Consider the following 16854-nt stretch of genomic DNA (forward strand, 5'->3'; position numbering starts at 1 on the left):
GAAGCGGTTTTTCGTTACTCAGGTACCTGTATGGCCTACCAGATACGCACTCGCGCATCAGGGGCCAGATACAGCTCGTCATCTTCGCTGACCTCGAACGCATCATACCATGCATCCATGTTGCGCACGACACCGTTCGTTCTGTACTCGGACGGAGAGTGCGGATCCGTCGTCAGGCGGTTCTTCAACTCTTCCTCGCGATATTTGCGTTTCCAGACCTGGGCCCAGGCCATGAAGAAACGCTGGTCGCCGGTATAGCCTTCCAGCACCGGTGCTTCCTCGCCATCGAGCGACAGTTTGTAGGCGTCATAGGCCATGGTCAGGCCGCCGAGATCGCCGATATTCTCGCCCATGGTCAGGCCGGGATCGACAAAGAAGCCCTCTACCGGAGAATAGGTCTCGTACTGGGCGCCGAGCGCATCGGTCTTCTCTTCGAAAGCCTCTGCGTCTTCCTCTGTCCACCAGTCGCGCAACAGGCCCGTGCCATCGGACTTGCGACCCTGGTCGTCGAAGCCATGGCCGATCTCGTGGCCGATCACAGCACCGATGCCACCATAGTTGACAGCATCGTCCGCTTCCGGATCAAAGAACGGTGCCTGCAGGATTGCTGCCGGGAACACGATCTCGTTCATTGGCGGGTTATAATAGGCATTGACCGTCTGCGGGTTCATGAACCATTCGGACCGATCGATCGGCTTGCCGAGCTTGGAGATCATGTCGTTCCAGGCCCAGACGCCGGCACGCTTCTGGTTGCCGAAGGCATCGCCCTCGATCACTTCAAGGCTGGAATAATCCGTCCATTCGTCCGGATAACCGATCTTCGTATTGAAAGCTTCCAGCTTGGCGAAGGCTTCCTGCTTGGTCTCTTCCGTCATCCAGTCAAGGTTTTCCAGACGGATACGGAAGGCTTGCTTCAGGTTGGAAACGAGCTCTTCCATCTTGGCTTTGGACTCTGGCGGGAAGTGATCCTCGACATAGACCTGGCCGACTGCCTCGCCCAGCGTGCCATTGACGGCGGCAACGCCGCGTTTCCAGCGCTCGCGCTGTTCAGTCACGCCGCGCAGCTTGGTGCCGAAGAAGGCAAAATTAGCCTCATCGAATTCACTCGGCAGCACATCGGCATTATCGGAGATGAGATGGACCTTCATGTAGTCCTTCCACACATCAACCGGTGTTTCGGCAAAGATTTCAGCTGACGCCTGGATCGCATCGTTTTCACGCAGGACAAACTGCGTCTCGCCGCCAAGGCCGGCTTCGTTCAGCATGACAGCCCACGGGAAATCCGGCGCGTAGGTCTGCAGTTCATCGGCGGATACAAGATTATAGGTCAGGTCGCGCTGGCGGCGCTTGGCCGGTTCCCAGTGAACCATGGCCAGTTCTTCTTCCAGTTCGTACACGGCATCTGCACGCTCCTGCGCATTGTCCATGCCGGCCATGGTCATCAGATTGGCGAGATAGGCACGGTAGGCTTCGCGTTCCTCGGCAAAACCCTCATCGGTGTAATAGCCCTTGTTTGGCAGGCCGAGGCCAGACTGGGATACATAGGTGATGTAGCGGTCAGGCTGCTTGGAATCGACGTTGACGAAGGGCGAGAACGGAGTGCTGACGCCCAGTTCAGGGTCGCCGAACGCGCGCGCGACATCCTCGTAAGTCTCGAGAGTGTCAATCGCGGCCATGTCGTCGTCGAGAACCGACAGACCTTTTTCGTTGATCGTCTCCGTATCGAGATAGCTGGCGTAATAATCGCCGATCTTTTGCTCGACAGAACCCTGTGCCGCGTTCGAGGAAGCGGCTGTTTCGATGATGTTCTTCACGCGCTCTTCGGAGCGTTCGAACAGCACGGTGAAAGAGCCGTAATTGGAGAACTCTGCAGGGATCTCGAATTCATCGAGCCACTGGCCGTTCACATAGCGGAAGAAGTCATCACCCGGATCGATCTCGGTCTTCATGTCCGAAAGTTCGATACCGAATGTGCCGAGCTCCGGGCCTTCGCCCTGATCGACACCATAATCCTCAACACCCTCAGCCTGATAGTCAGCCTGATTTTCGGGAGCGGTCGTCTGGTCGCTGGTGCCCTCATTGCCGCAGGCAACGAGAGCCAGCGCCGCAACGCCGCCTAACAGAAGTTTCTTCATGCCATTACTCCTTAAAAAAAAATATCCGGCCATCCGCTGAAAGGGCGGATTGCCAACTAATTCGTGCGTTTATCACAAATGGTTCGCGATTAATATGTGGCAATCTCGGTCGCCAGACCAGCCGCACGCAGGTTTTCGATGATCCTGTCGAGGTGAGGGCGGTCATTGGTCTCGACGGAAATGTCGAGATAGGTCGCCTTCGCCGGCAGGTCATTGAAAATGCGGTGATAGGAAACGTCGATGACGTTGCCCCCCGCCGTCGCGATGATATCGGCAACCTTGGTCAGCTGGCCGGGCACGTCCAGCAGCTCGATGCGCAGGCGCGCCATACGTCCCTGGCGGGCGATATCGCGCATCAGTATGGAGGAGAGCAGGCGCGTATCGATATTGCCGCCGCAGATGACGGTGCCGACCTTCTTGCCCACGAACATTTCCGGATTGGTCAGGATCGCGGCAAGACCGGCAGCGCCAGCCCCCTCGGCCAGTGTCTTCTGCACATTAAGATAGAGGCTGAGGGCACTTTCCAGCGCCCTTTCGTCGACCATGACGATATCATCGACCAGGTCGGCAATCAGCTTGCGTGTCAGCTTGCCCGGTTCGCGTACGGCAATGCCTTCAGCCAGCGTCATGCCGCCGATAGGATTATCCTGATCTTTCAGCAGGTTGAGCATGGAAGGGTATAGCTGTGCCTGAACACCGATTACCTTGATGTCCGGCCTGATCTGCCGCGCGGCAATGGCAATGCCGGAGAGCAGGCCGCCGCCACCTATCGGAACAACGAGGATGTCGAGATCCGGCACGGCCTCCAGCATTTCCACGCCGATCGTGCCTTGGCCGGCAACAACATAGGGGTCGTCGAATGGATGGACGAAGGTCAGTCCGTCCTCGTCGCACTTCTTGCGGGCGACGACATTCGCGGCGTCGTAATCGTCGCCGTCAAGGATCACATTGGCACCCAGCGCCTCGGTCTGCTGCACTTTCACATAAGGGGTATGACGCGGCATCACGATGGTCGCATCGATCCCCAGCGTCGCCGCATTGCGGGCAACACCCTGGGCATGGTTGCCGGCGGAGGCGGCAATGACCCCGCGCCTCTTCTCATCAGCTGTCAGGCTGAGCAGTTTTGCCAGTGCGCCGCGTTCCTTGAACGCACCTGTATATTGCAGGTTCTCGTATTTGACGAACAGCTCGCAGCCGGTCAGGGCGCTGAGCTTTTCCGACTTCATGCAGGGCGTAATCGCAATCGAGGCCCATGTCGGATCTTCCCGGTGGAGAATCGATTTCAGGTCACCGTCAGACAGGCCGGGTACGGCGCTGTCTTTCGAGGTTGAGGCCTCATGCGGCATGGCAGAACTGTTCATTTTTGCGCTCATGTTTATCCCTTTATCGCGCGTCAGCTACATTATCCATGGTAAAATTCCCCAAAATATTGCGCTTCGTCGAATTCTCATGAAATTTTCGTGACCTATTGTATTAGTATGCTGGCACGGCTATATCGCCAACCATGACAGATCAAGACAAGCAAATCGCCATTGCCGAGCTTTGCGAGGCCATTCTCGAAATCCAGACGAAGGAAGAGGCCAATGCCTTCCTGCGCGACCTTTGCACGCCCGGCGAGCTGCTCGCGGTGTCGGAGCGCTGGCGTATCGCCCGCCTGCTCGATGCCGGGGGCAAGTCCTATCGCGATATCGCGCGGGAGACCCATGCCAGCACCACCACCGTTGCCCGCGTCGCCCGTTTCCTCAGGGATGAACCATGGCGCGGCTATCGCACCATTCTCGACCGTATGAAAAAGACATCAGGACAAAACGATGAGTAGCAGTGATTCCATCCTCCGCCTTGCCATCCAGAAAAAGGGCCGCCTTGCCGATGGCTCCTTTGAACTGCTGAAACGCTGTGGCCTGACGATCAGCCATGGCAAGGACAAGCTCTATGCACGGGTCGAGGAAATGCCCATCGACGTGCTGCTGGTGCGCGATGACGATATCCCGGCCTTCGTTGCTGACGGGGCGAGCGATATCGGCATTATCGGCCAGAACGTCTATGACGAGCAGCGCCTGACCGGCGACGCTGACCTGCCCGAAGAACCCGAAATGCGTCTTGGCTTTTCAGGCTGCCGCCTTTGTATCGCCGTGCCGAAAGGCGAAGGCTATGACGGCGCAAACTGGCTGGAGGGCAAGCGCATCGCAACGTCCTATCCCGGCATCACGCAAGCCTGGCTGAAAGATCAGGGTATCAATGCCCGTACGGTCGTCATGAACGGGGCAGTTGAAATCGCGCCGCGCATGAATATCGGCGAAGCGATCTGCGATATCGTGTCCACCGGTGCAACGCTGGACGCTAACGGTTTGATGCCGGTAGAGACGATTTATCGCTCCGAAGCGATCCTGATCAAATCACCGCACAGACTGAGTGACGCCAAACAGGCTGTGTTCGATTCGCTGCTCAAGCGCATTCGCGGTGTACAAGACTCCCGCGAGGCCAAGTACATCATGATGAACGCGCCGCGTTCGGCTATCGATGAAATTACGGCCATGCTGCCTGGCTCCGATGCGCCGACGATTCTCAATCTCGCTGGCGATGACAGCAAGGTCGCGATCCATGCCGTATGCCGGGAGAGTGTTTTCTGGGAGACGCTGGAGAATCTCAAGCGGCTCGGTGCCAGCGCGATTCTCGTCCTGAATATCGAGAAGATGATGGCTTGAATTCCCGTATTTGGGGTATGATTTAAAGCGCTTGCTAGTAGCATCTTCCATATTCCCATAGGCTGGGAACGAAGTGTTTCGGAGGACGTTGCCATGGTAATGACAAGCGAACCACACAGTATCAAGAAAACACAGGTTCTATTGACGCAGGAGGAGATCGACCTGATCGACCTCTGGCGAATGGAAAACAGGTTTACCTCGCGCGCCGCTGCGATCCGGGCGCTGATAGGGCGGGGTGCCCGCGATTATTTTTCCGAAGACGAAGACAGTCGGGGCAGTACCCTTCCGCAGGGCGAAACGACGAAGTCGGCTTCCGGATTCTGAGATCTCATCAAGGTCTTCGCACTATCAGGAGCGCCGAAATCCTCCCGCATATTTCCCTTCAAGATGCCGTCAGTTTTCGGTTGACCGGGGCAACGCAAAATCCTACTAAACGCGCTCTTTCGGAGCGATTGCCGCGGTAGCTCAGTGGTAGAGCGCACCCTTGGTAAGGGTGAATGTAATTCACTTATCATACTGAAATTCCTCTCATTTTCCCAGTTTTTTCTCCGCCTGTGACAGATTTCTGCATGGTCCACCCGAATTTCAGCAGCTCGTCACGCAGCGCCTCGGGGGCTTGGTGACAGTACCGCTCAACCATATCCAGACTGGACCAGTGGCCATCGTGCTTCAGGCGCATAGGATCGCGGAACATTGCGTAGTGCCACGTTGCCCATGTGTGTCGCAGGTCGTGCGAGGTGAAGCGCTCTATGCCCGCTCGGTCAGCCATGCGGTGCCAGAGTGTGCGCAGGACGCCGCCCCCGCCTTCTCGGACGTTATAAGGTTTGCCGTACCGGTTGAGCAGTAAACGGCCCTCTCGGTGTTCCAGTGTTGACAGGCTGGCGACGACGCGCGGCTGCAAGACAAACCGGCGGATGATATCCTGCTTGTCGATCTCGAATATCGCCTCGCCGTGCTCAAGGTAGACGTTCTGCCAGTCGATCATGAGGCCGTCCGCTTCTCGTGGGCCGGTCCCGACATAGAAGTTCAGCATAGCCCGCGCGTGGCCGTCCTGCGTCGCCTGAAGGCACTCCTCGACCTCTTGGGGCGAAAGCCAGCGATAGGCCTCCTTGCGCTTGTTGTGGCCCTTGGGGCGGCGAAAGCGAGGGGCGGCGCACCAGCCATTATGAGAGACGTGTTGTAGCACCGCAGAGACGGGCGTGTAGAGCTGGCGATTGACCGTCGAGGCCGTACAGGCCGGGTAAAGCTCGCGAGCAAGGTCATCGAGCACATCCTGATCCACATCCCGGCATATCATGCGGCCGATTTTCTCGTTGATCGGTGCCAGGTATCGCGGCGAGCCGCCCTGATCCAGATAGTTCACGATTGCCTCCGCGAATGTTCTTGTCGCCTTCTCTCCAAGGGCGTGACGTTCTTCGAGCTCCCTTTCGATCCGTCGGGCGTATTCCTTGGCGAGCGTTTTGCTAGTCGTTTCCGCGCTTCGTCGAACGCGTCTGCCCCCAACACTACCGACGACCTGCCAGTATTTTGTCCCCGGTCTTTTTGTGATTTTGAGGGGCATTGGAAGTACTCTCTCTTGATTTGCTCCAGATCCATCTTAGTGAAGTGCCACCGGCCTGTGGCCGTCAAGCTTCCGATTTCCCGACCCTGCAGAAATTCTCGCAGCGTGGTGTGCGATATCTCGAACGGCAGCGCCTCGGCTGCAGCTCGGAGACCGCGCACATACGCTCTATCCTGCCGGGCGGGGTGGGTCACTTGGCGGGGTCCTTTTGGCCTTCACCGGATTGCACCTTTAGCCAAAAAGGCTCGCCCCAGCCGTCCTCCATTAACTGGCAAAGCTCGCCATCAATGAACATAAGCTCAAGGCGCGGGACCATCGCACAGTTGGGAATTGTCGAGTGCACGACAATTCCGTTGTATTTTCTGTCAGAAGCCATCCTACTCTCCCTTCTCTATGGTGTCGATTTCCGGAAACTCTTCATCAAGACGTTTTCTTGCCCATCGGATGCCAGCGGCGCGGCCAGCTGGTAGGCCAAGATAAAAACCAAAAACAAGGCCGATGATCACCCCCAAGAGCATATCGTCACTCATGATCAGTATCCTTCTCTATGGTGTTGGTACGGGCGGCGAGCGGTGGCAGCGGACATAGCCCGCCGAAATAATTGTCTGCGTGATTGTACTCCAAACGCTCGCCAGTTTTGGTGCACTCGTAAACTCCACCGGAGTAATAGTCCCGGTGCGGACAGGACCGGCATCCGTTTGTAGTGCCTGTTATCCTGAATTCACTCATCCCCGCCTCCCTGTTCCATTGCACGAAGGGCGACAAGGGCTTTCAGTGCAAAGATAATATTCTCCGTGGTTCGGCGCTCGCGCTCCAGGTCCTCTATAAGGGATTGTAGCTCGGTCATTTCTCTTGTCCCTTCAGGGAGGCGAGGGCGTCCAGATAAGCCTGACAAACCCAATACTCCGGACCATCGACAGGGCTCAGTGTTTGCCCTCTCGCGCCTGCATGGCTTTTACGCATGGCGTTGTACCCGTCATGGACTGCATTTTCCCAGATATCTGAGCACGGATCGATTTTCATGCCATCCACCTCTACCAGCCCTTCTTCCATACGGGAGAGGTAGTGGGACTGGGCTGCGGCGCGGGCGGACTCTTCACTAGGCAGACGGTTTTGCAGGCAATGGGAGTCGGTCGCCGTCACCATGTACAGCACCCACCCGTCGCTAACAAATTGCTCAATATGATAAGAGTAGCCCGCTGCCGCTGCGACTATGCCCAGCCAAGGCGACGGGGCGGTCTTCCACTCCAGTTCCTTCACTGTATACACCTTAGTCATTGGTGTCTCCTTTGCGGGTGTTCCGGGCGCGGAGCATGGCGGCGGCTATTGTGTAGGCGAGCCCAGCAAGCTCATCGGCCAGCTCGTCGCATGGCGCGTTATCGGGCATTTCAGAAAGGGTTGCGTGCATGGCATGCCCGGCGAACCAGTCACGCAGAGACATGCCAGGCATTTGCCTTTCGAGATTGGCAGGGAACGCCATAGGGTTATCCATCTTCTCAGTCATTCTTTACCTCGGGGTGGTTGGGGAGGGAAATCGTCATAAAAAGCGTTGCATCGGGATGCGTGACAGGCTTTCCGTATTCGTCGGAATCATCTTCATCCCACCACCAATAACCAGCGACGCCATTGCGAGGCTCTTGCCACCCAGCAACGATGCAGCGGTGGTGGGGCGCGATATCCTCTATCGGCTGCCACCCATCCTCTTTCTTCAGGCGTGACAGGGCGGCGTCGAGACCAGACGAACTGCCATCATAACCAAGTTGAATAAGGTGCTGGCGGGCGGCCTCCATAGCCTTAATAGCCTGTTGAATGGGGGTCATACGGCTTCTCCATAGGCCCATGCGCGGAACTGTTCATCCCATTCGCCGGGAGGCATATCCATCGGGTATTGACCCGGGTTCTTTTTGTTTTCCTCCTGCCACATGAGAGCAAACCTTGCGAGGCTGGTCTGTTCTTCCGCAACCCACATGGAAAGGTTCATTTGTTTCTCACTCATCTCGTCCTCATCTTTCTGCTTGGCAGTTTACGCTTTTGTCCGTGCGGGGTGGGGAAGGGGCGGGAGGGTAGTTTCTTCCCCCGCCGTTTCCGTGATCGCTCGCCCGCGTGTGTCTTCTGGCGGCGCTTGCATTTGGCTATATTTGTTGCATCCGTCCGTGTCTTGACTATACTACAAACCGACCTGTAAAGCGAACGATTATCGAGGTTATTCGACCCGCCAAGCTCCAAAGGTATTCCGTGTTCGTCTGTTATTGCACGAGGTGTGAAGAAGTCCAGATACTCGCCACACTCACCACACCCGCACGGCACTTTGTGCGGATCAACGCCAGCCTGTTCGAGAGCCAAGACGGCGAACTGACAGCGGTTAAGCGTCTGCCGTTTCTCCGTCTCCACTCCCTCTCGCATATAGGCTGGGCGGTGGGGCATTAGTCCTCCAGAGACCTGTAAAGGGCGTCTACCCACTCTTGGCGACTGGCAGCTCGGTCGCGCTCTTTCTCAGCCTCGCGAAGGTGGTAATCGACATCTCTGCGTGCGGCAGCTAAACTACGCTCCAGCCATTCCGGACCAGAAAGCCGAGCAGGCTCGTCATAGTACGGGGTGCAGTCGAACTTGAGCGACTCGCGGAGCTGAGACGCCATAAACGCTTTAAGCTCTTCATGGTCAGGGCTAGGCGGGACCCACGCCAGCACATTGCTCAACATGCTCTCGTAGCGCTGCCTGTGCGCCGTAACATCTGCAAGGTGTTCTTGATACCGAGCGCAGGCGCTCTCATACTCAGCCAAGGCCTTGGCCTCCGCTTCATCTGGAGAGATGCCTGATATTTGCTTCAACTCGGCTTTGGCCTCGGCGAGGGCATTTACGTGATAAGACTGGCCTCCATCATTGGGCAGAGTCTCCGGAACGGGTCCGGGTTCAGAGTCTCTGAGCTGAATTGCAGCCCCAAAAGCACGGGCGCACTGCAAGGCAAAATCGCGAAACTCTGTGATCTCCCCCGATTGTACGTCTGCTGTATATCCAGTTGGCATATCTATCTCCTATGCAGCCTTACTGCTTTTGGGGTTGTCACTATCGGACGCGCTCAGCGGCCCGTTTGTTTGCATTCTGTGTACGCCACACCTCAATCACCATGTCGGCCCATTTGCCCTTTGCCTTGTGGTAGGCAACGCGGCGGCGAGCGTCCGGCAACTGCTTTTCGGTAATGTCCCGATACTCAGGCTGTCGCATCGCCCACGCTTCTTTTGCCGTCATGGATTTCTCGTCGCAGTCGTCCATCAGGACGGCCTTGAAGTTCTTGGCTAGCTGCTCCAGCCGAGCTTCCTCATGAATAGCCTGAGCGTATTCCTCAGGGCACTCAGCCAGGTATTTGACGGCCTCTGAAACGCTCATGCCGCCTCGCTCGATTGCATGGCAGCAATCATCTCATCAATGGCGGCATCGGCGATGGCGATAGCCTCTACCAAATCGGCCTGCATCTTATCGTCACGCTCAATCCGCTTGATGGCGAGTTGCAGGTGAGCCGGGAAGCGATTGTCATAGCTTACCAGATCCACCCATTGCCGGTCAGGGAAGCAAAGCAATTGGTGTTGCACCTGCCACTTGTATTCCTCGGCGTGAGCATCCTCCCTCAGCGCCTCAAAGTGTTTTGTTGGGCTGTAGGGGCATTTGATCTCAACAAGCCCCAGATCGCCCACAAGGCCGTCAGGGGAGCACGAGACATTTGCAAGATCAGGGTGAGCCTGAAACGCCAGCTCTTCAACAGAAACTCCCATATCGAAGCTATACGCCTCGCGGGCTTCACTCTCTGTCTCATTGCCGTGCCTCATCGCAGCGCTTTCGAAAGTCGGTGCGCATTTTCCCGTAAGGCGCTCGACGGCAAGCGTCGTCAGCAGGTCATGATATGCTTTTGGCAAGCTACCGTTCTTGTTTCGGTTCATCAGGTCGCCAGCACGGGACGCGGTAAACTTCCCGGCCCGCGCGGAAAACCATTCCTCAGTTCTCTGTTCCATCAGTGCTCTCCATTTCTCGCTTGCGTTCGTTCCATGCCTTCTTGATTTGCATCAGCGGGCCATTGGGAATGCCTTGCCACTCGTCTTTCAGGCGGTCGCCAATTGCATCCAGTGCGGCGCGGTCCTTGGCCGTCTCAATATCAACAAACCATCCCGTCGCGTCGTACTGCTTCTGTTGCTGCTGTGGTGCATGGCCGTCCGTGTCAGGCGCGGCAGCAAGACCAAGGGCTGCTTTGAGTGTGTAGCGCTGCAGATAGGTCACCGTTGACCCCATGGCCTGAATATTGTTCTTGTTGCCGCTGTTGTCTGGCTGGCCGGGGAGCGTAGTCTCCTCGCTGTAGCCGTCGCGGTGAGCAACAATGCAGGTGACGTTGATGTTTCCACTGCTAACATCCGTGCGCCAACGGTATGACAGGCCATGCTCGGCTAGGATTGGGTCAACTTGCTCCGCAATAAGAGCGATGTCCTCATATTTGTAGTGCGTCCGGCCCTTGGCTGTGGTAAAATCAACCTCGCGGCCCTTCATGATCGGCTTGATCTCCGAACGGGCTGCAGCCATCGCGGCATCAAAGGATTTGCGGGCTTGGCCTTTTTCCCAACGCTCCTGTAGCTCCATGAGCTTTTCGAGCTGCTCCATGCCCGCGCCATTCTCCATCGCACGGCTGATCAATTCCATCGGCGTGACTACAGCGGGGGAATTGTCCCGGCGCGGGATGTCGATCACTTGGTTCTTCTGTTCACTCACTATCTCTCTCCATCTCTCTAAACCATTCCTGCCAGGTATCTTCATCTACTGGGACAGGGGGAAGTGGGGGTAAGGCTGGGGCAGGGGTCACGTCTCTCTCCTATGCAGCGGGTGGGGTGTGTTTGGCCTTCATCTCGTCAAAGTCGGCAGACGGATTGAACCAGTCATCTTTCAGGATGTGGCCTATGGCGTTGACGGCACTAAGACCTGCCTTTACACGTATTGTCTTGCCGGGAAGCTCATCCCACTTGGCGACGCCTGCAATTTCCATTACGCGCCAGATGAAATGACCGGTGTAGTCAGGACCAATCGGGTCGTGATGCTTAAAGCTTTTGGGGAGGTATAAAGAGTACCCGCCAAACGCCTGCCCGGCACCGCCGTAATCAAGGTGTAGCCATGCCGTGAGCAGCCCATGGTCATCATTGGTGATCGTCGCTCCGGTGATTAGGGCGTTCTTAATTTCAATATCCATCACGCAGCCTCCGGCCCATTACCATTGATGGCGTAATGGTCTTCTGCTTCTGCCTTGGCGCGGTCACCGAAAATGGATACGACCTCTCCGCTTTTGATGAAGAACGGTGCGGCAAAGGCGGCGTTCTCAGCCTCGCTATCCAGACGGCGCTTTTCATCAAGAACCTGGAACAGCGTTGCTCTTGTCTGCGCACGCATGTCTTTTGTGTCGATCCGTTCCAGTGCTTCGCTTTTCAGGAGAGTCAGGACTTCATCAAGCTTGCTCTCGATAGAGGCTAGGGCTGTGCGGTCTTGATAATGGCGGGTCATTGTTGCTCTCCCCGTGCTTTGGCGAGGCCTTCTGCGGCGCAGAACAACACCGGGAAGGGGCGGCCCTTATTTCGAATTGAGCAAATGGCCTCCGCAACAGCCAAATTCATGCGAGGCTGGTCATCAAGTATTGCTTCAGCCAAAATTACGTTCTGATCACGGATGGCATAGTCGCCGGGAACAGGAAGGCCTTCGCCAAGAACCCACGTAATATCCGAACGGTCGAGACCAAGGTTGTCAGCGAGCGCCACAGCATTGCTGAGTTCCTTTGCGCCCTTGCTGGCGCGGCTAGCGACAGTCATGCTGTTTGGATCGTTTTCAGGCAACGCCATTCTTACGAGCTGCATAGAGGCCATCGACGCCTTGCAGCCTGCCGAAACCACAGCCCCGGCAAAGGCGGCCGACGGTTTCCCCTTGTGTTCAGTAAACTCTAAAGAGCGCTCGTATTGGCTCTCGGTGCTGACTACCTTCTCGCAAACAACAGGCTCGGTGCATTCAGGCAAAAAGTCCACAAGGTAGCTGTCGATAATGAACGGATACTTTACCGTGCGGTCTTCGGTCAGTTCAATGTACCGCTTGAAATTGTATCGAAATGCAGCCGGGTGTTTCAGCTCATGAACCCGAATTCCTTGGTAAAATATATGCTTTGACCGACCGGCATAGACGGCAATTGTATCGTTCTCCCAAAGAGGGTCTTCCTCTGGATTTATGAAATATTCTTCAAGCGAATAAAAAATTGCATCGAATTGCTTTAGCGTGACCGCGATTACGGTTTGTCCAGCTGATGACACAGGGGCCGCGCCCTGCCTGTGAAAGGTCTCTCCGTTCTCATCTTTGCAGTTAGAGTAAATTTCACGAAATGCCTGCCATGGCTCCCAGTCGCGCCCCAGATCGGTAGTAAAGCCAAGCTGCGTGACGTCCCCGGGTCCTATCAGATAGACAAAGGACTTTGTCTCGCCACGGAATTCCTCATTGCGGGCTTCAAACCGGTAAGAGTTCCCGCCGATTGAGAGCGCTATTTCCCCACCGCTTCTTAGGATCACGGCGCAGGCATATTTTAAACCAGTACCAAAGCGACCGATCGCGCCTTTTGTGCCCTTTACTGAAAGACCAAACGTAGTGAGCGCCCGAATATCAAGCTCGCCATCGTTCCTAAATACAATCATCATTCTCTCCTGTATCGTTCTGTGGTATGATCAAATCTGTTCCGGGTACTGTTTCGCCCATGCGTCGCGGGCTTCCAGTGTGGTGAAGTCGGGGGAGACCTGCTCGCCATTGTCCTCTACCCAGAAGACCATTGCCTTGCTTTCGGAGAGGGGACGGATATCGCGGGGCCTGTTGCGGAACCGGCGCGTCGGGGCGAGGGTGATCCCGTCCAGAGCGTCTTTGAGCAGCCAGTTTTCTTCGATGAACTCGACCAGCTCGCGCGTCGCAAGGCGGTTTATCTCCTTACGGATCATCGGGAGAAGGTGCTTGATCACCTCTTCTGCCTCTTCCCGCAAAGCCTCATCATCCTCAGCCCGGCGAGCATCTACCCTGTCGGTAAAACGGGTGTCGTAGTCGCTGTCTTCGTGGTGCAAGGTCATGGCGGTCTCCATCAGTTGATAGAGACACTTAACCGCAAAAAAATGCGGACGTCAACAGAAAACCGCAAAAAAGTGATGTAATTTTTTTGCGCCTTATCCTCGTCTTGCGCAAACGGGGCTTATCGCGCATGGTTGCGTGTCTTTGTAAGTATCAACGAGAGAGGGAATATGAAAAAGACACTGCTTATCGCCGTCGCCATAGCCGTCACGGTATCGGCATGCGCCACAAAGCGTTATCCAATTGCTACAGAGCTTTCCACAACAGAGGTCCAGCTTATGGACTGCAAGGATCTGTCTATAGAGATGGCCAGAATTGACGCCATGGAAGTGCAAATAGCGGAAACGGCGGAAACGGACTGGCGTTCGGTCGCTGGCTTCCTTGGTGACTATGGCATCGGGAACGCAATGGCAAAATCAGAGGCCACGAAGGCTCTGGCGGAGCGCCGTGCATCGGTCCGGGGTGCCCAGGTACAGAAGAACTGTCAAATTTATTGACTTAGCAACTCCGCAGGGGCGTTGACGATGCATAGTGCCATATCAGCGTCTAGGTCACGAAGCTTTTCGTAAATGAACGTCGCGCCCTTGCCATCTTGCGTATAGACCTTATTGCCCATAGCGCCGGTAACATCGCGATGAAATTCGCGGAAGGACAACGTGTAGCCTTTGGCCGTCGGGATCGCCTCGGCAGTAAAGTCTACAGTGTATACCATTTGCATAAAGCCATATCCGCCGGGAGCCTTTGCGGTCCCTGTAAATGCATACTCACCGCCTCCGGGAGTGTATCCGTTCACATGGCGCGCGGCGCAAAACTGAACGCGCTGAGCCAGTTGATCAGGTGAGGGGGTGTGATCGAAATTGATCTCGTAGACATGCCTCTCTGCTCCTTCGCCCGCGATTAGCGCGTTGGCGGGCAGTGTCTCGTGCTGAAGTATTGAAGCGCACCCGCCAATGGCCAACAGAGCGGGAAGAATATTCCTCATGGTCTTCTCCTGATAGCGGTAGAAATCATTTCCAGATATGTCATCACGGCCTTTGCAATCGGGCTTTGATCGGCCCTTACCAGCCTGCCGGCGGTGAGCCAGCGCGGCAGGTAGGCCGCGTTATGAGAGTGCGTTTCCCTGTCCGGCGAGGGCGGGCCATCCTTGCGGCCAAGACGCTCGATGAAGCGCTGTCCGGCTGCGACATACATCACCAGAACCTCGATAAACACGAAGGCGGCAACGAACAGGATAAACCATCGATCCGGACGCCATCCCAACAACTGGATTGCATGAGAGATGAACAGCAGGGCCTCTATGCCCATGCATATCCATGGCCACCAGTAAGCAGTTTTCTCGCCGTCTCTCTGGTCAAGCATGTAGCCAAAGACGTTGATCAGGATGAAGGAAATAACGAGGTCAAACCAGACCGGCGGTGGATTGCCTGCAAACATGCCACCAGCCCACGCCAGAACAACGGCCAGTGTGCCGAAGCGTAAACGCCAGTCGCCCGACAGGGACGCTGCCAAGATTAGGCCGACATAGAGGCCGAGAAATATGGTTGTAATGGTTCCCAAAGTGCCACCGCCGATTAAACGGTGGCACCAAAGGTTAATTTATGCAAGCCCGATAACAGCAAGCACCCTTTGCAGGGCATCCGGTGGAGTATCCGTGTCATTGCCTCGCAGAGCCAGTTCCGGGAACCGCGCGGCGAGGGCGGCGTGAAGATCGAACAGGTGTGTTACCAGTGAGGCATAAGCCGCTTGGGGGTCGGTGCCCATGACAGCCTGCGCACGCTGCATCAGGTCGGTGTGTTCGGCCTCAAGGCCCCCGGCGCGGGCGGCACCGGCAAGACCAGCGCAACTGGCCATGATCGCGGCGGCGGTGGTTTTGACCCGCGATGGCTTGCGCATATGACGACAGGCTTTGATGATCGATGCTTCGGCCTCGTGAAGGCGGTCTACATCGGCGGTGGTCAGTTCTCTGGATTGCATATCTCTGCTCCCTGTTGTTGACAGGGAAGCCTAGGGAGCAATCCTTTAACTGTGGGTTAACGTCTCTTGCCAGCGCACGGAATGCGTGATTATCCTGTGATCAGGATGGGGAACGAGAACAACATCATCTATCTTCCAAGATGGTTGACCATGGGCCGAAAAGTGGCCTTGGGGAAGACCCGTCTTGGTCAGGCGTTGAGCGAGGAAAAGATACAGCTGCTCATCCACCTGATGTCTCTCGATACTCTTCAAGATAAGCCTTTCCCGCGCGTAGATAGGCCGGGATGTCTTCCGGATCAACATTCTCCTCCACAATCAGACGAACAATGAGCCGGAAACGGCGCGTTACCTCGGTGAGCCATTCGTTGTTGGCGAGGGGTAGGGCGGCAAGGTCCTCAAGTGAGCCACGCTTTTGAGCGTCGGCGGCAACCAGGCGAATTGTTATTGCCAATGCGGCTGCCAGCTGTTCGTGCGTTGCCGTACCGGCGGCGGACTGAGACAGGCCAAGCATCTCAGCAGCATCGATACCATGCGCCTGACACAGCAGTTCAACCGTTCGGAGATTAGGCCCGCCTGACGATCTGCCTCTGAGCGAGCGAATGCTGGATTCGGAAACCACACCGGCGGCTATTGATTTGTCGGACTCGCCAGCATCCTTTCGGGATCTCAACCATTCCTGAAATGCCACGGTAATGCTCATAAACTCATGAGCAATACGGAATCTGTCCGCGCTACAACGGCAATTTTCTGCGGAAGATATTGACGACCGCAAATAATTGCGGTTAATATCCATGGCTATGAGCACCGTGGAAAATGTTATCGAGCGCATTCGCGCCTACAAGCGCGAGACCGGCATCAGCCTTGACGCCTTTGCAAAGCAGGCTGGCCTTGGCGGAGAAACCTCCCTGCGCAACTTCAACAAGCCTGAGTGGAGTCCGACAGCGAACACGCTGCGGATGCTCGAAGCAATTATTCCAGAAGACTATCAGCCCTCGGAGCAAGTCTCCGACGCAGCATAACAGAAAGGGAGAGAGCCATGACTTACGAAGATCAGACCAAGGAAGGCAGCGAGGAGGCGGCAGCATTCCTGACCGGCCTTCTGGTTGGTGCCTTCTCATTTGCCGTGCTGGCGAAAGCCTTTGACCTGTTTGTGACAGTCGTTCCGGCGATGCTTCCCGGATAGTTTCCTCCCTGACAGGGCCGGCCCTCCATAGGTTGTACCAAGGCCCTGCCAGCTTGCCACCGGAGCTAATCCCCCCGGCTCCGGTGGCTCTTTCGAATAACAGGGCGGTGGCCGTGACCATGATTTGCACTCTCCGTCAACAGTAAAAATGTAGCACGCTGCAAATAATTATCAACACATTTT

Annotated in this window: 28 protein-coding genes; 6 read left to right on the forward strand and 22 right to left on the reverse strand. The window is 56.1% G+C overall.

The window, feature by feature from the left end; genetic code table 11:
* Positions 1-35 precede the first annotated feature (35 nt).
* Positions 36-2135 carry a M13 family metallopeptidase gene (locus tag FF098_RS14575; RefSeq protein ID WP_155141869.1) on the reverse strand — a complete coding sequence of 700 codons (2100 nt, stop codon included), beginning with the start codon at positions 2133-2135 and terminating at the stop codon, positions 36-38.
* Between the two features lie 89 nt (positions 2136-2224).
* On the reverse strand, positions 2225-3508 hold the full coding sequence (locus FF098_RS14580) for a threonine ammonia-lyase (protein WP_205967529.1): 1284 nt from the start codon (positions 3506-3508) through the stop codon (positions 2225-2227).
* 131 nt (positions 3509-3639) lie between these two features.
* On the opposite strand from FF098_RS14580, the gene FF098_RS14585 reads away from it, so the two are divergent.
* From FF098_RS14585 to FF098_RS14595, 3 genes are all read left to right on the forward strand, one after another.
* The gene (locus FF098_RS14585; RefSeq protein ID WP_155141872.1) at positions 3640-3954 is read left to right on the forward strand and encodes a YerC/YecD family TrpR-related protein; all 315 of its coding nucleotides are present in this window, start codon (positions 3640-3642) and stop codon (positions 3952-3954) included.
* A complete protein-coding gene (hisG, locus tag FF098_RS14590) occupies positions 3947-4840 on the forward strand; it encodes an ATP phosphoribosyltransferase (RefSeq protein WP_155141874.1) in 894 nt (297 codons plus the stop codon). The genes FF098_RS14585 and hisG overlap by 8 nt, the downstream gene beginning before the upstream one ends.
* Positions 4841-4939: 99 nt before the next feature.
* The gene (locus FF098_RS14595) at positions 4940-5164 is read left to right on the forward strand and encodes a hypothetical protein (RefSeq protein WP_155141876.1); all 225 of its coding nucleotides are present in this window, start codon (positions 4940-4942) and stop codon (positions 5162-5164) included.
* Positions 5165-5351: 187 nt separating this feature from the next.
* Here FF098_RS14595 and FF098_RS14600 read toward each other — a convergent pair whose 3' ends face one another.
* From FF098_RS14600 to FF098_RS14675, 16 genes are all read right to left on the reverse strand, one after another.
* Positions 5352-6203 carry a tyrosine-type recombinase/integrase gene (locus FF098_RS14600; protein WP_166426564.1) on the reverse strand — a complete coding sequence of 284 codons (852 nt, stop codon included), beginning with the start codon at positions 6201-6203 and terminating at the stop codon, positions 5352-5354.
* Positions 6204-6591: 388 nt separating this feature from the next.
* A complete protein-coding gene (locus FF098_RS14605) occupies positions 6592-6777 on the reverse strand; it encodes a hypothetical protein (protein WP_155141880.1) in 186 nt (61 codons plus the stop codon).
* 1 nt (position 6778) lies between these two features.
* Positions 6779-6931, reverse strand: a complete 153-nt coding sequence (locus FF098_RS14610; protein ID WP_155141882.1) for a hypothetical protein — start codon at positions 6929-6931, stop codon at positions 6779-6781.
* Between the two features lie 191 nt (positions 6932-7122).
* Positions 7123-7248 carry a hypothetical protein gene (locus tag FF098_RS17880; protein ID WP_268235287.1) on the reverse strand — a complete coding sequence of 42 codons (126 nt, stop codon included), beginning with the start codon at positions 7246-7248 and terminating at the stop codon, positions 7123-7125.
* Complete coding sequence (locus FF098_RS14620) at positions 7245-7679, reverse strand: hypothetical protein (RefSeq protein ID WP_155141884.1); 435 nt, start codon at positions 7677-7679, stop codon at positions 7245-7247. The genes FF098_RS17880 and FF098_RS14620 overlap by 4 nt, the downstream gene beginning before the upstream one ends.
* The gene (locus tag FF098_RS14625) at positions 7672-7905 is read right to left on the reverse strand and encodes a hypothetical protein (RefSeq protein ID WP_155141886.1); all 234 of its coding nucleotides are present in this window, start codon (positions 7903-7905) and stop codon (positions 7672-7674) included. The genes FF098_RS14620 and FF098_RS14625 overlap by 8 nt, the downstream gene beginning before the upstream one ends.
* The gene (locus FF098_RS14630) at positions 7898-8221 is read right to left on the reverse strand and encodes a hypothetical protein (protein WP_155141888.1); all 324 of its coding nucleotides are present in this window, start codon (positions 8219-8221) and stop codon (positions 7898-7900) included. Before FF098_RS14630 ends, FF098_RS14625 begins: the two co-directional genes overlap by 8 nt.
* The gene (locus tag FF098_RS14635) at positions 8218-8397 is read right to left on the reverse strand and encodes a hypothetical protein (protein WP_155141890.1); all 180 of its coding nucleotides are present in this window, start codon (positions 8395-8397) and stop codon (positions 8218-8220) included. The genes FF098_RS14630 and FF098_RS14635 overlap by 4 nt, the downstream gene beginning before the upstream one ends.
* A 427-nt stretch (positions 8398-8824) precedes the next feature.
* Positions 8825-9424, reverse strand: a complete 600-nt coding sequence (locus FF098_RS14640) for a hypothetical protein (protein ID WP_155141892.1) — start codon at positions 9422-9424, stop codon at positions 8825-8827.
* Between the two features lie 40 nt (positions 9425-9464).
* On the reverse strand, positions 9465-9785 hold the full coding sequence (locus tag FF098_RS14645) for a hypothetical protein (RefSeq protein WP_155141894.1): 321 nt from the start codon (positions 9783-9785) through the stop codon (positions 9465-9467).
* Positions 9782-10405 (reverse strand): lambda exonuclease family protein, encoded by a 624-nt coding sequence (locus FF098_RS14650; protein WP_155141896.1) that lies wholly within the window; start codon positions 10403-10405, stop codon positions 9782-9784. Before FF098_RS14650 ends, FF098_RS14645 begins: the two co-directional genes overlap by 4 nt.
* Entirely contained in the window at positions 10389-11150 is a 762-nt protein-coding gene (locus FF098_RS14655; RefSeq protein ID WP_205967530.1) for an ERF family protein, read from the reverse strand. The genes FF098_RS14650 and FF098_RS14655 overlap by 17 nt, the downstream gene beginning before the upstream one ends.
* 100 nt (positions 11151-11250) lie before the next feature.
* Complete coding sequence (locus FF098_RS14660) at positions 11251-11622, reverse strand: hypothetical protein (protein WP_155141900.1); 372 nt, start codon at positions 11620-11622, stop codon at positions 11251-11253.
* The gene (locus FF098_RS14665; protein WP_155141902.1) at positions 11622-11930 is read right to left on the reverse strand and encodes a hypothetical protein; all 309 of its coding nucleotides are present in this window, start codon (positions 11928-11930) and stop codon (positions 11622-11624) included. Before FF098_RS14665 ends, FF098_RS14660 begins: the two co-directional genes overlap by 1 nt.
* Positions 11927-13099, reverse strand: coding sequence for a hypothetical protein (locus FF098_RS14670; protein ID WP_155141904.1), 1173 nt, complete (start codon positions 13097-13099; stop codon positions 11927-11929). Before FF098_RS14670 ends, FF098_RS14665 begins: the two co-directional genes overlap by 4 nt.
* Before the next feature lie 27 nt (positions 13100-13126).
* Positions 13127-13516: a hypothetical protein gene (locus tag FF098_RS14675; protein WP_155141906.1), complete on the reverse strand. Its 390-nt coding sequence runs from the start codon at positions 13514-13516 to the stop codon at positions 13127-13129.
* Between the two features lie 168 nt (positions 13517-13684).
* On the opposite strand from FF098_RS14675, the gene FF098_RS14680 reads away from it, so the two are divergent.
* A complete protein-coding gene (locus FF098_RS14680) occupies positions 13685-14011 on the forward strand; it encodes a hypothetical protein (RefSeq protein ID WP_155141908.1) in 327 nt (108 codons plus the stop codon).
* On the opposite strand, the gene FF098_RS14685 is transcribed toward FF098_RS14680, so the two are convergent.
* The 4 genes from FF098_RS14685 to FF098_RS14700 all read right to left on the reverse strand — a co-directional run bounded on the left by FF098_RS14685 (position 14005) and on the right by FF098_RS14700 (position 16188).
* Positions 14005-14496, reverse strand: a complete 492-nt coding sequence (locus FF098_RS14685; protein ID WP_155141910.1) for a hypothetical protein — start codon at positions 14494-14496, stop codon at positions 14005-14007. The two genes, FF098_RS14680 and FF098_RS14685, sit on opposite strands and share 7 nt — an antisense overlap.
* Positions 14493-15071 (reverse strand): hypothetical protein, encoded by a 579-nt coding sequence (locus FF098_RS14690; RefSeq protein ID WP_155141912.1) that lies wholly within the window; start codon positions 15069-15071, stop codon positions 14493-14495. The genes FF098_RS14685 and FF098_RS14690 overlap by 4 nt, the downstream gene beginning before the upstream one ends.
* Positions 15072-15110: 39 nt before the next feature.
* Positions 15111-15488 (reverse strand): hypothetical protein, encoded by a 378-nt coding sequence (locus tag FF098_RS14695; RefSeq protein ID WP_155141914.1) that lies wholly within the window; start codon positions 15486-15488, stop codon positions 15111-15113.
* Positions 15489-15708: 220 nt separating this feature from the next.
* Positions 15709-16188 carry a hypothetical protein gene (locus FF098_RS14700; protein ID WP_155141915.1) on the reverse strand — a complete coding sequence of 160 codons (480 nt, stop codon included), beginning with the start codon at positions 16186-16188 and terminating at the stop codon, positions 15709-15711.
* 91 nt (positions 16189-16279) lie between these two features.
* Here FF098_RS14700 and FF098_RS14705 point away from each other — a divergent pair, with 91 nt between their 5' ends.
* Positions 16280-16507, forward strand: coding sequence for a hypothetical protein (locus FF098_RS14705; RefSeq protein WP_155141917.1), 228 nt, complete (start codon positions 16280-16282; stop codon positions 16505-16507).
* 17 nt (positions 16508-16524) lie between these two features.
* Positions 16525-16671: a hypothetical protein gene (locus tag FF098_RS14710; protein ID WP_155141920.1), complete on the forward strand. Its 147-nt coding sequence runs from the start codon at positions 16525-16527 to the stop codon at positions 16669-16671.
* The last annotated feature ends 183 nt before the right edge of the window (positions 16672-16854 follow it).

Source organism: Aquisalinus luteolus (assembly GCF_009712425.2).
GTDB lineage: Bacteria > Pseudomonadota > Alphaproteobacteria > Caulobacterales > Parvularculaceae > Aquisalinus > Aquisalinus luteolus.

Coding starts and splice junctions, on each gene's coding strand:
- FF098_RS14650 (WP_155141896.1), bottom strand. CDS start 10,405: ATGGAACAGAGAACTGAGGAATGGTTTTCCGCGCGGGCCGGGAAGTTT.
- FF098_RS14705 (WP_155141917.1), top strand. CDS start 16,280: ATGGCTATGAGCACCGTGGAAAATGTTATCGAGCGCATTCGCGCCTAC.
- FF098_RS14700 (WP_155141915.1), bottom strand. CDS start 16,188: ATGAGCATTACCGTGGCATTTCAGGAATGGTTGAGATCCCGAAAGGAT.
- FF098_RS14675 (WP_155141906.1), bottom strand. CDS start 13,516: ATGACCTTGCACCACGAAGACAGCGACTACGACACCCGTTTTACCGAC.
- FF098_RS14660 (WP_155141900.1), bottom strand. CDS start 11,622: ATGGATATTGAAATTAAGAACGCCCTAATCACCGGAGCGACGATCACC.
- FF098_RS14680 (WP_155141908.1), top strand. CDS start 13,685: ATGAAAAAGACACTGCTTATCGCCGTCGCCATAGCCGTCACGGTATCG.
- FF098_RS14685 (WP_155141910.1), bottom strand. CDS start 14,496: ATGAGGAATATTCTTCCCGCTCTGTTGGCCATTGGCGGGTGCGCTTCA.
- FF098_RS14670 (WP_155141904.1), bottom strand. CDS start 13,099: ATGATGATTGTATTTAGGAACGATGGCGAGCTTGATATTCGGGCGCTC.
- FF098_RS14585 (WP_155141872.1), top strand. CDS start 3,640: ATGACAGATCAAGACAAGCAAATCGCCATTGCCGAGCTTTGCGAGGCC.
- FF098_RS14595 (WP_155141876.1), top strand. CDS start 4,940: ATGACAAGCGAACCACACAGTATCAAGAAAACACAGGTTCTATTGACG.
- FF098_RS14580 (WP_205967529.1), bottom strand. CDS start 3,508: ATGAGCGCAAAAATGAACAGTTCTGCCATGCCGCATGAGGCCTCAACC.
- FF098_RS14695 (WP_155141914.1), bottom strand. CDS start 15,488: ATGCAATCCAGAGAACTGACCACCGCCGATGTAGACCGCCTTCACGAG.
- FF098_RS14610 (WP_155141882.1), bottom strand. CDS start 6,931: ATGAGTGACGATATGCTCTTGGGGGTGATCATCGGCCTTGTTTTTGGT.
- FF098_RS14710 (WP_155141920.1), top strand. CDS start 16,525: ATGACTTACGAAGATCAGACCAAGGAAGGCAGCGAGGAGGCGGCAGCA.
- FF098_RS14605 (WP_155141880.1), bottom strand. CDS start 6,777: ATGGCTTCTGACAGAAAATACAACGGAATTGTCGTGCACTCGACAATT.
- FF098_RS14575 (WP_155141869.1), bottom strand. CDS start 2,135: ATGAAGAAACTTCTGTTAGGCGGCGTTGCGGCGCTGGCTCTCGTTGCC.
- FF098_RS17880 (WP_268235287.1), bottom strand. CDS start 7,248: ATGACCGAGCTACAATCCCTTATAGAGGACCTGGAGCGCGAGCGCCGA.
- FF098_RS14635 (WP_155141890.1), bottom strand. CDS start 8,397: ATGAGTGAGAAACAAATGAACCTTTCCATGTGGGTTGCGGAAGAACAG.
- FF098_RS14630 (WP_155141888.1), bottom strand. CDS start 8,221: ATGACCCCCATTCAACAGGCTATTAAGGCTATGGAGGCCGCCCGCCAG.
- FF098_RS14645 (WP_155141894.1), bottom strand. CDS start 9,785: ATGAGCGTTTCAGAGGCCGTCAAATACCTGGCTGAGTGCCCTGAGGAA.
- hisG (WP_155141874.1), top strand. CDS start 3,947: ATGAGTAGCAGTGATTCCATCCTCCGCCTTGCCATCCAGAAAAAGGGC.
- FF098_RS14625 (WP_155141886.1), bottom strand. CDS start 7,905: ATGACTGAGAAGATGGATAACCCTATGGCGTTCCCTGCCAATCTCGAA.
- FF098_RS14640 (WP_155141892.1), bottom strand. CDS start 9,424: ATGCCAACTGGATATACAGCAGACGTACAATCGGGGGAGATCACAGAG.
- FF098_RS14665 (WP_155141902.1), bottom strand. CDS start 11,930: ATGACCCGCCATTATCAAGACCGCACAGCCCTAGCCTCTATCGAGAGC.
- FF098_RS14620 (WP_155141884.1), bottom strand. CDS start 7,679: ATGACTAAGGTGTATACAGTGAAGGAACTGGAGTGGAAGACCGCCCCG.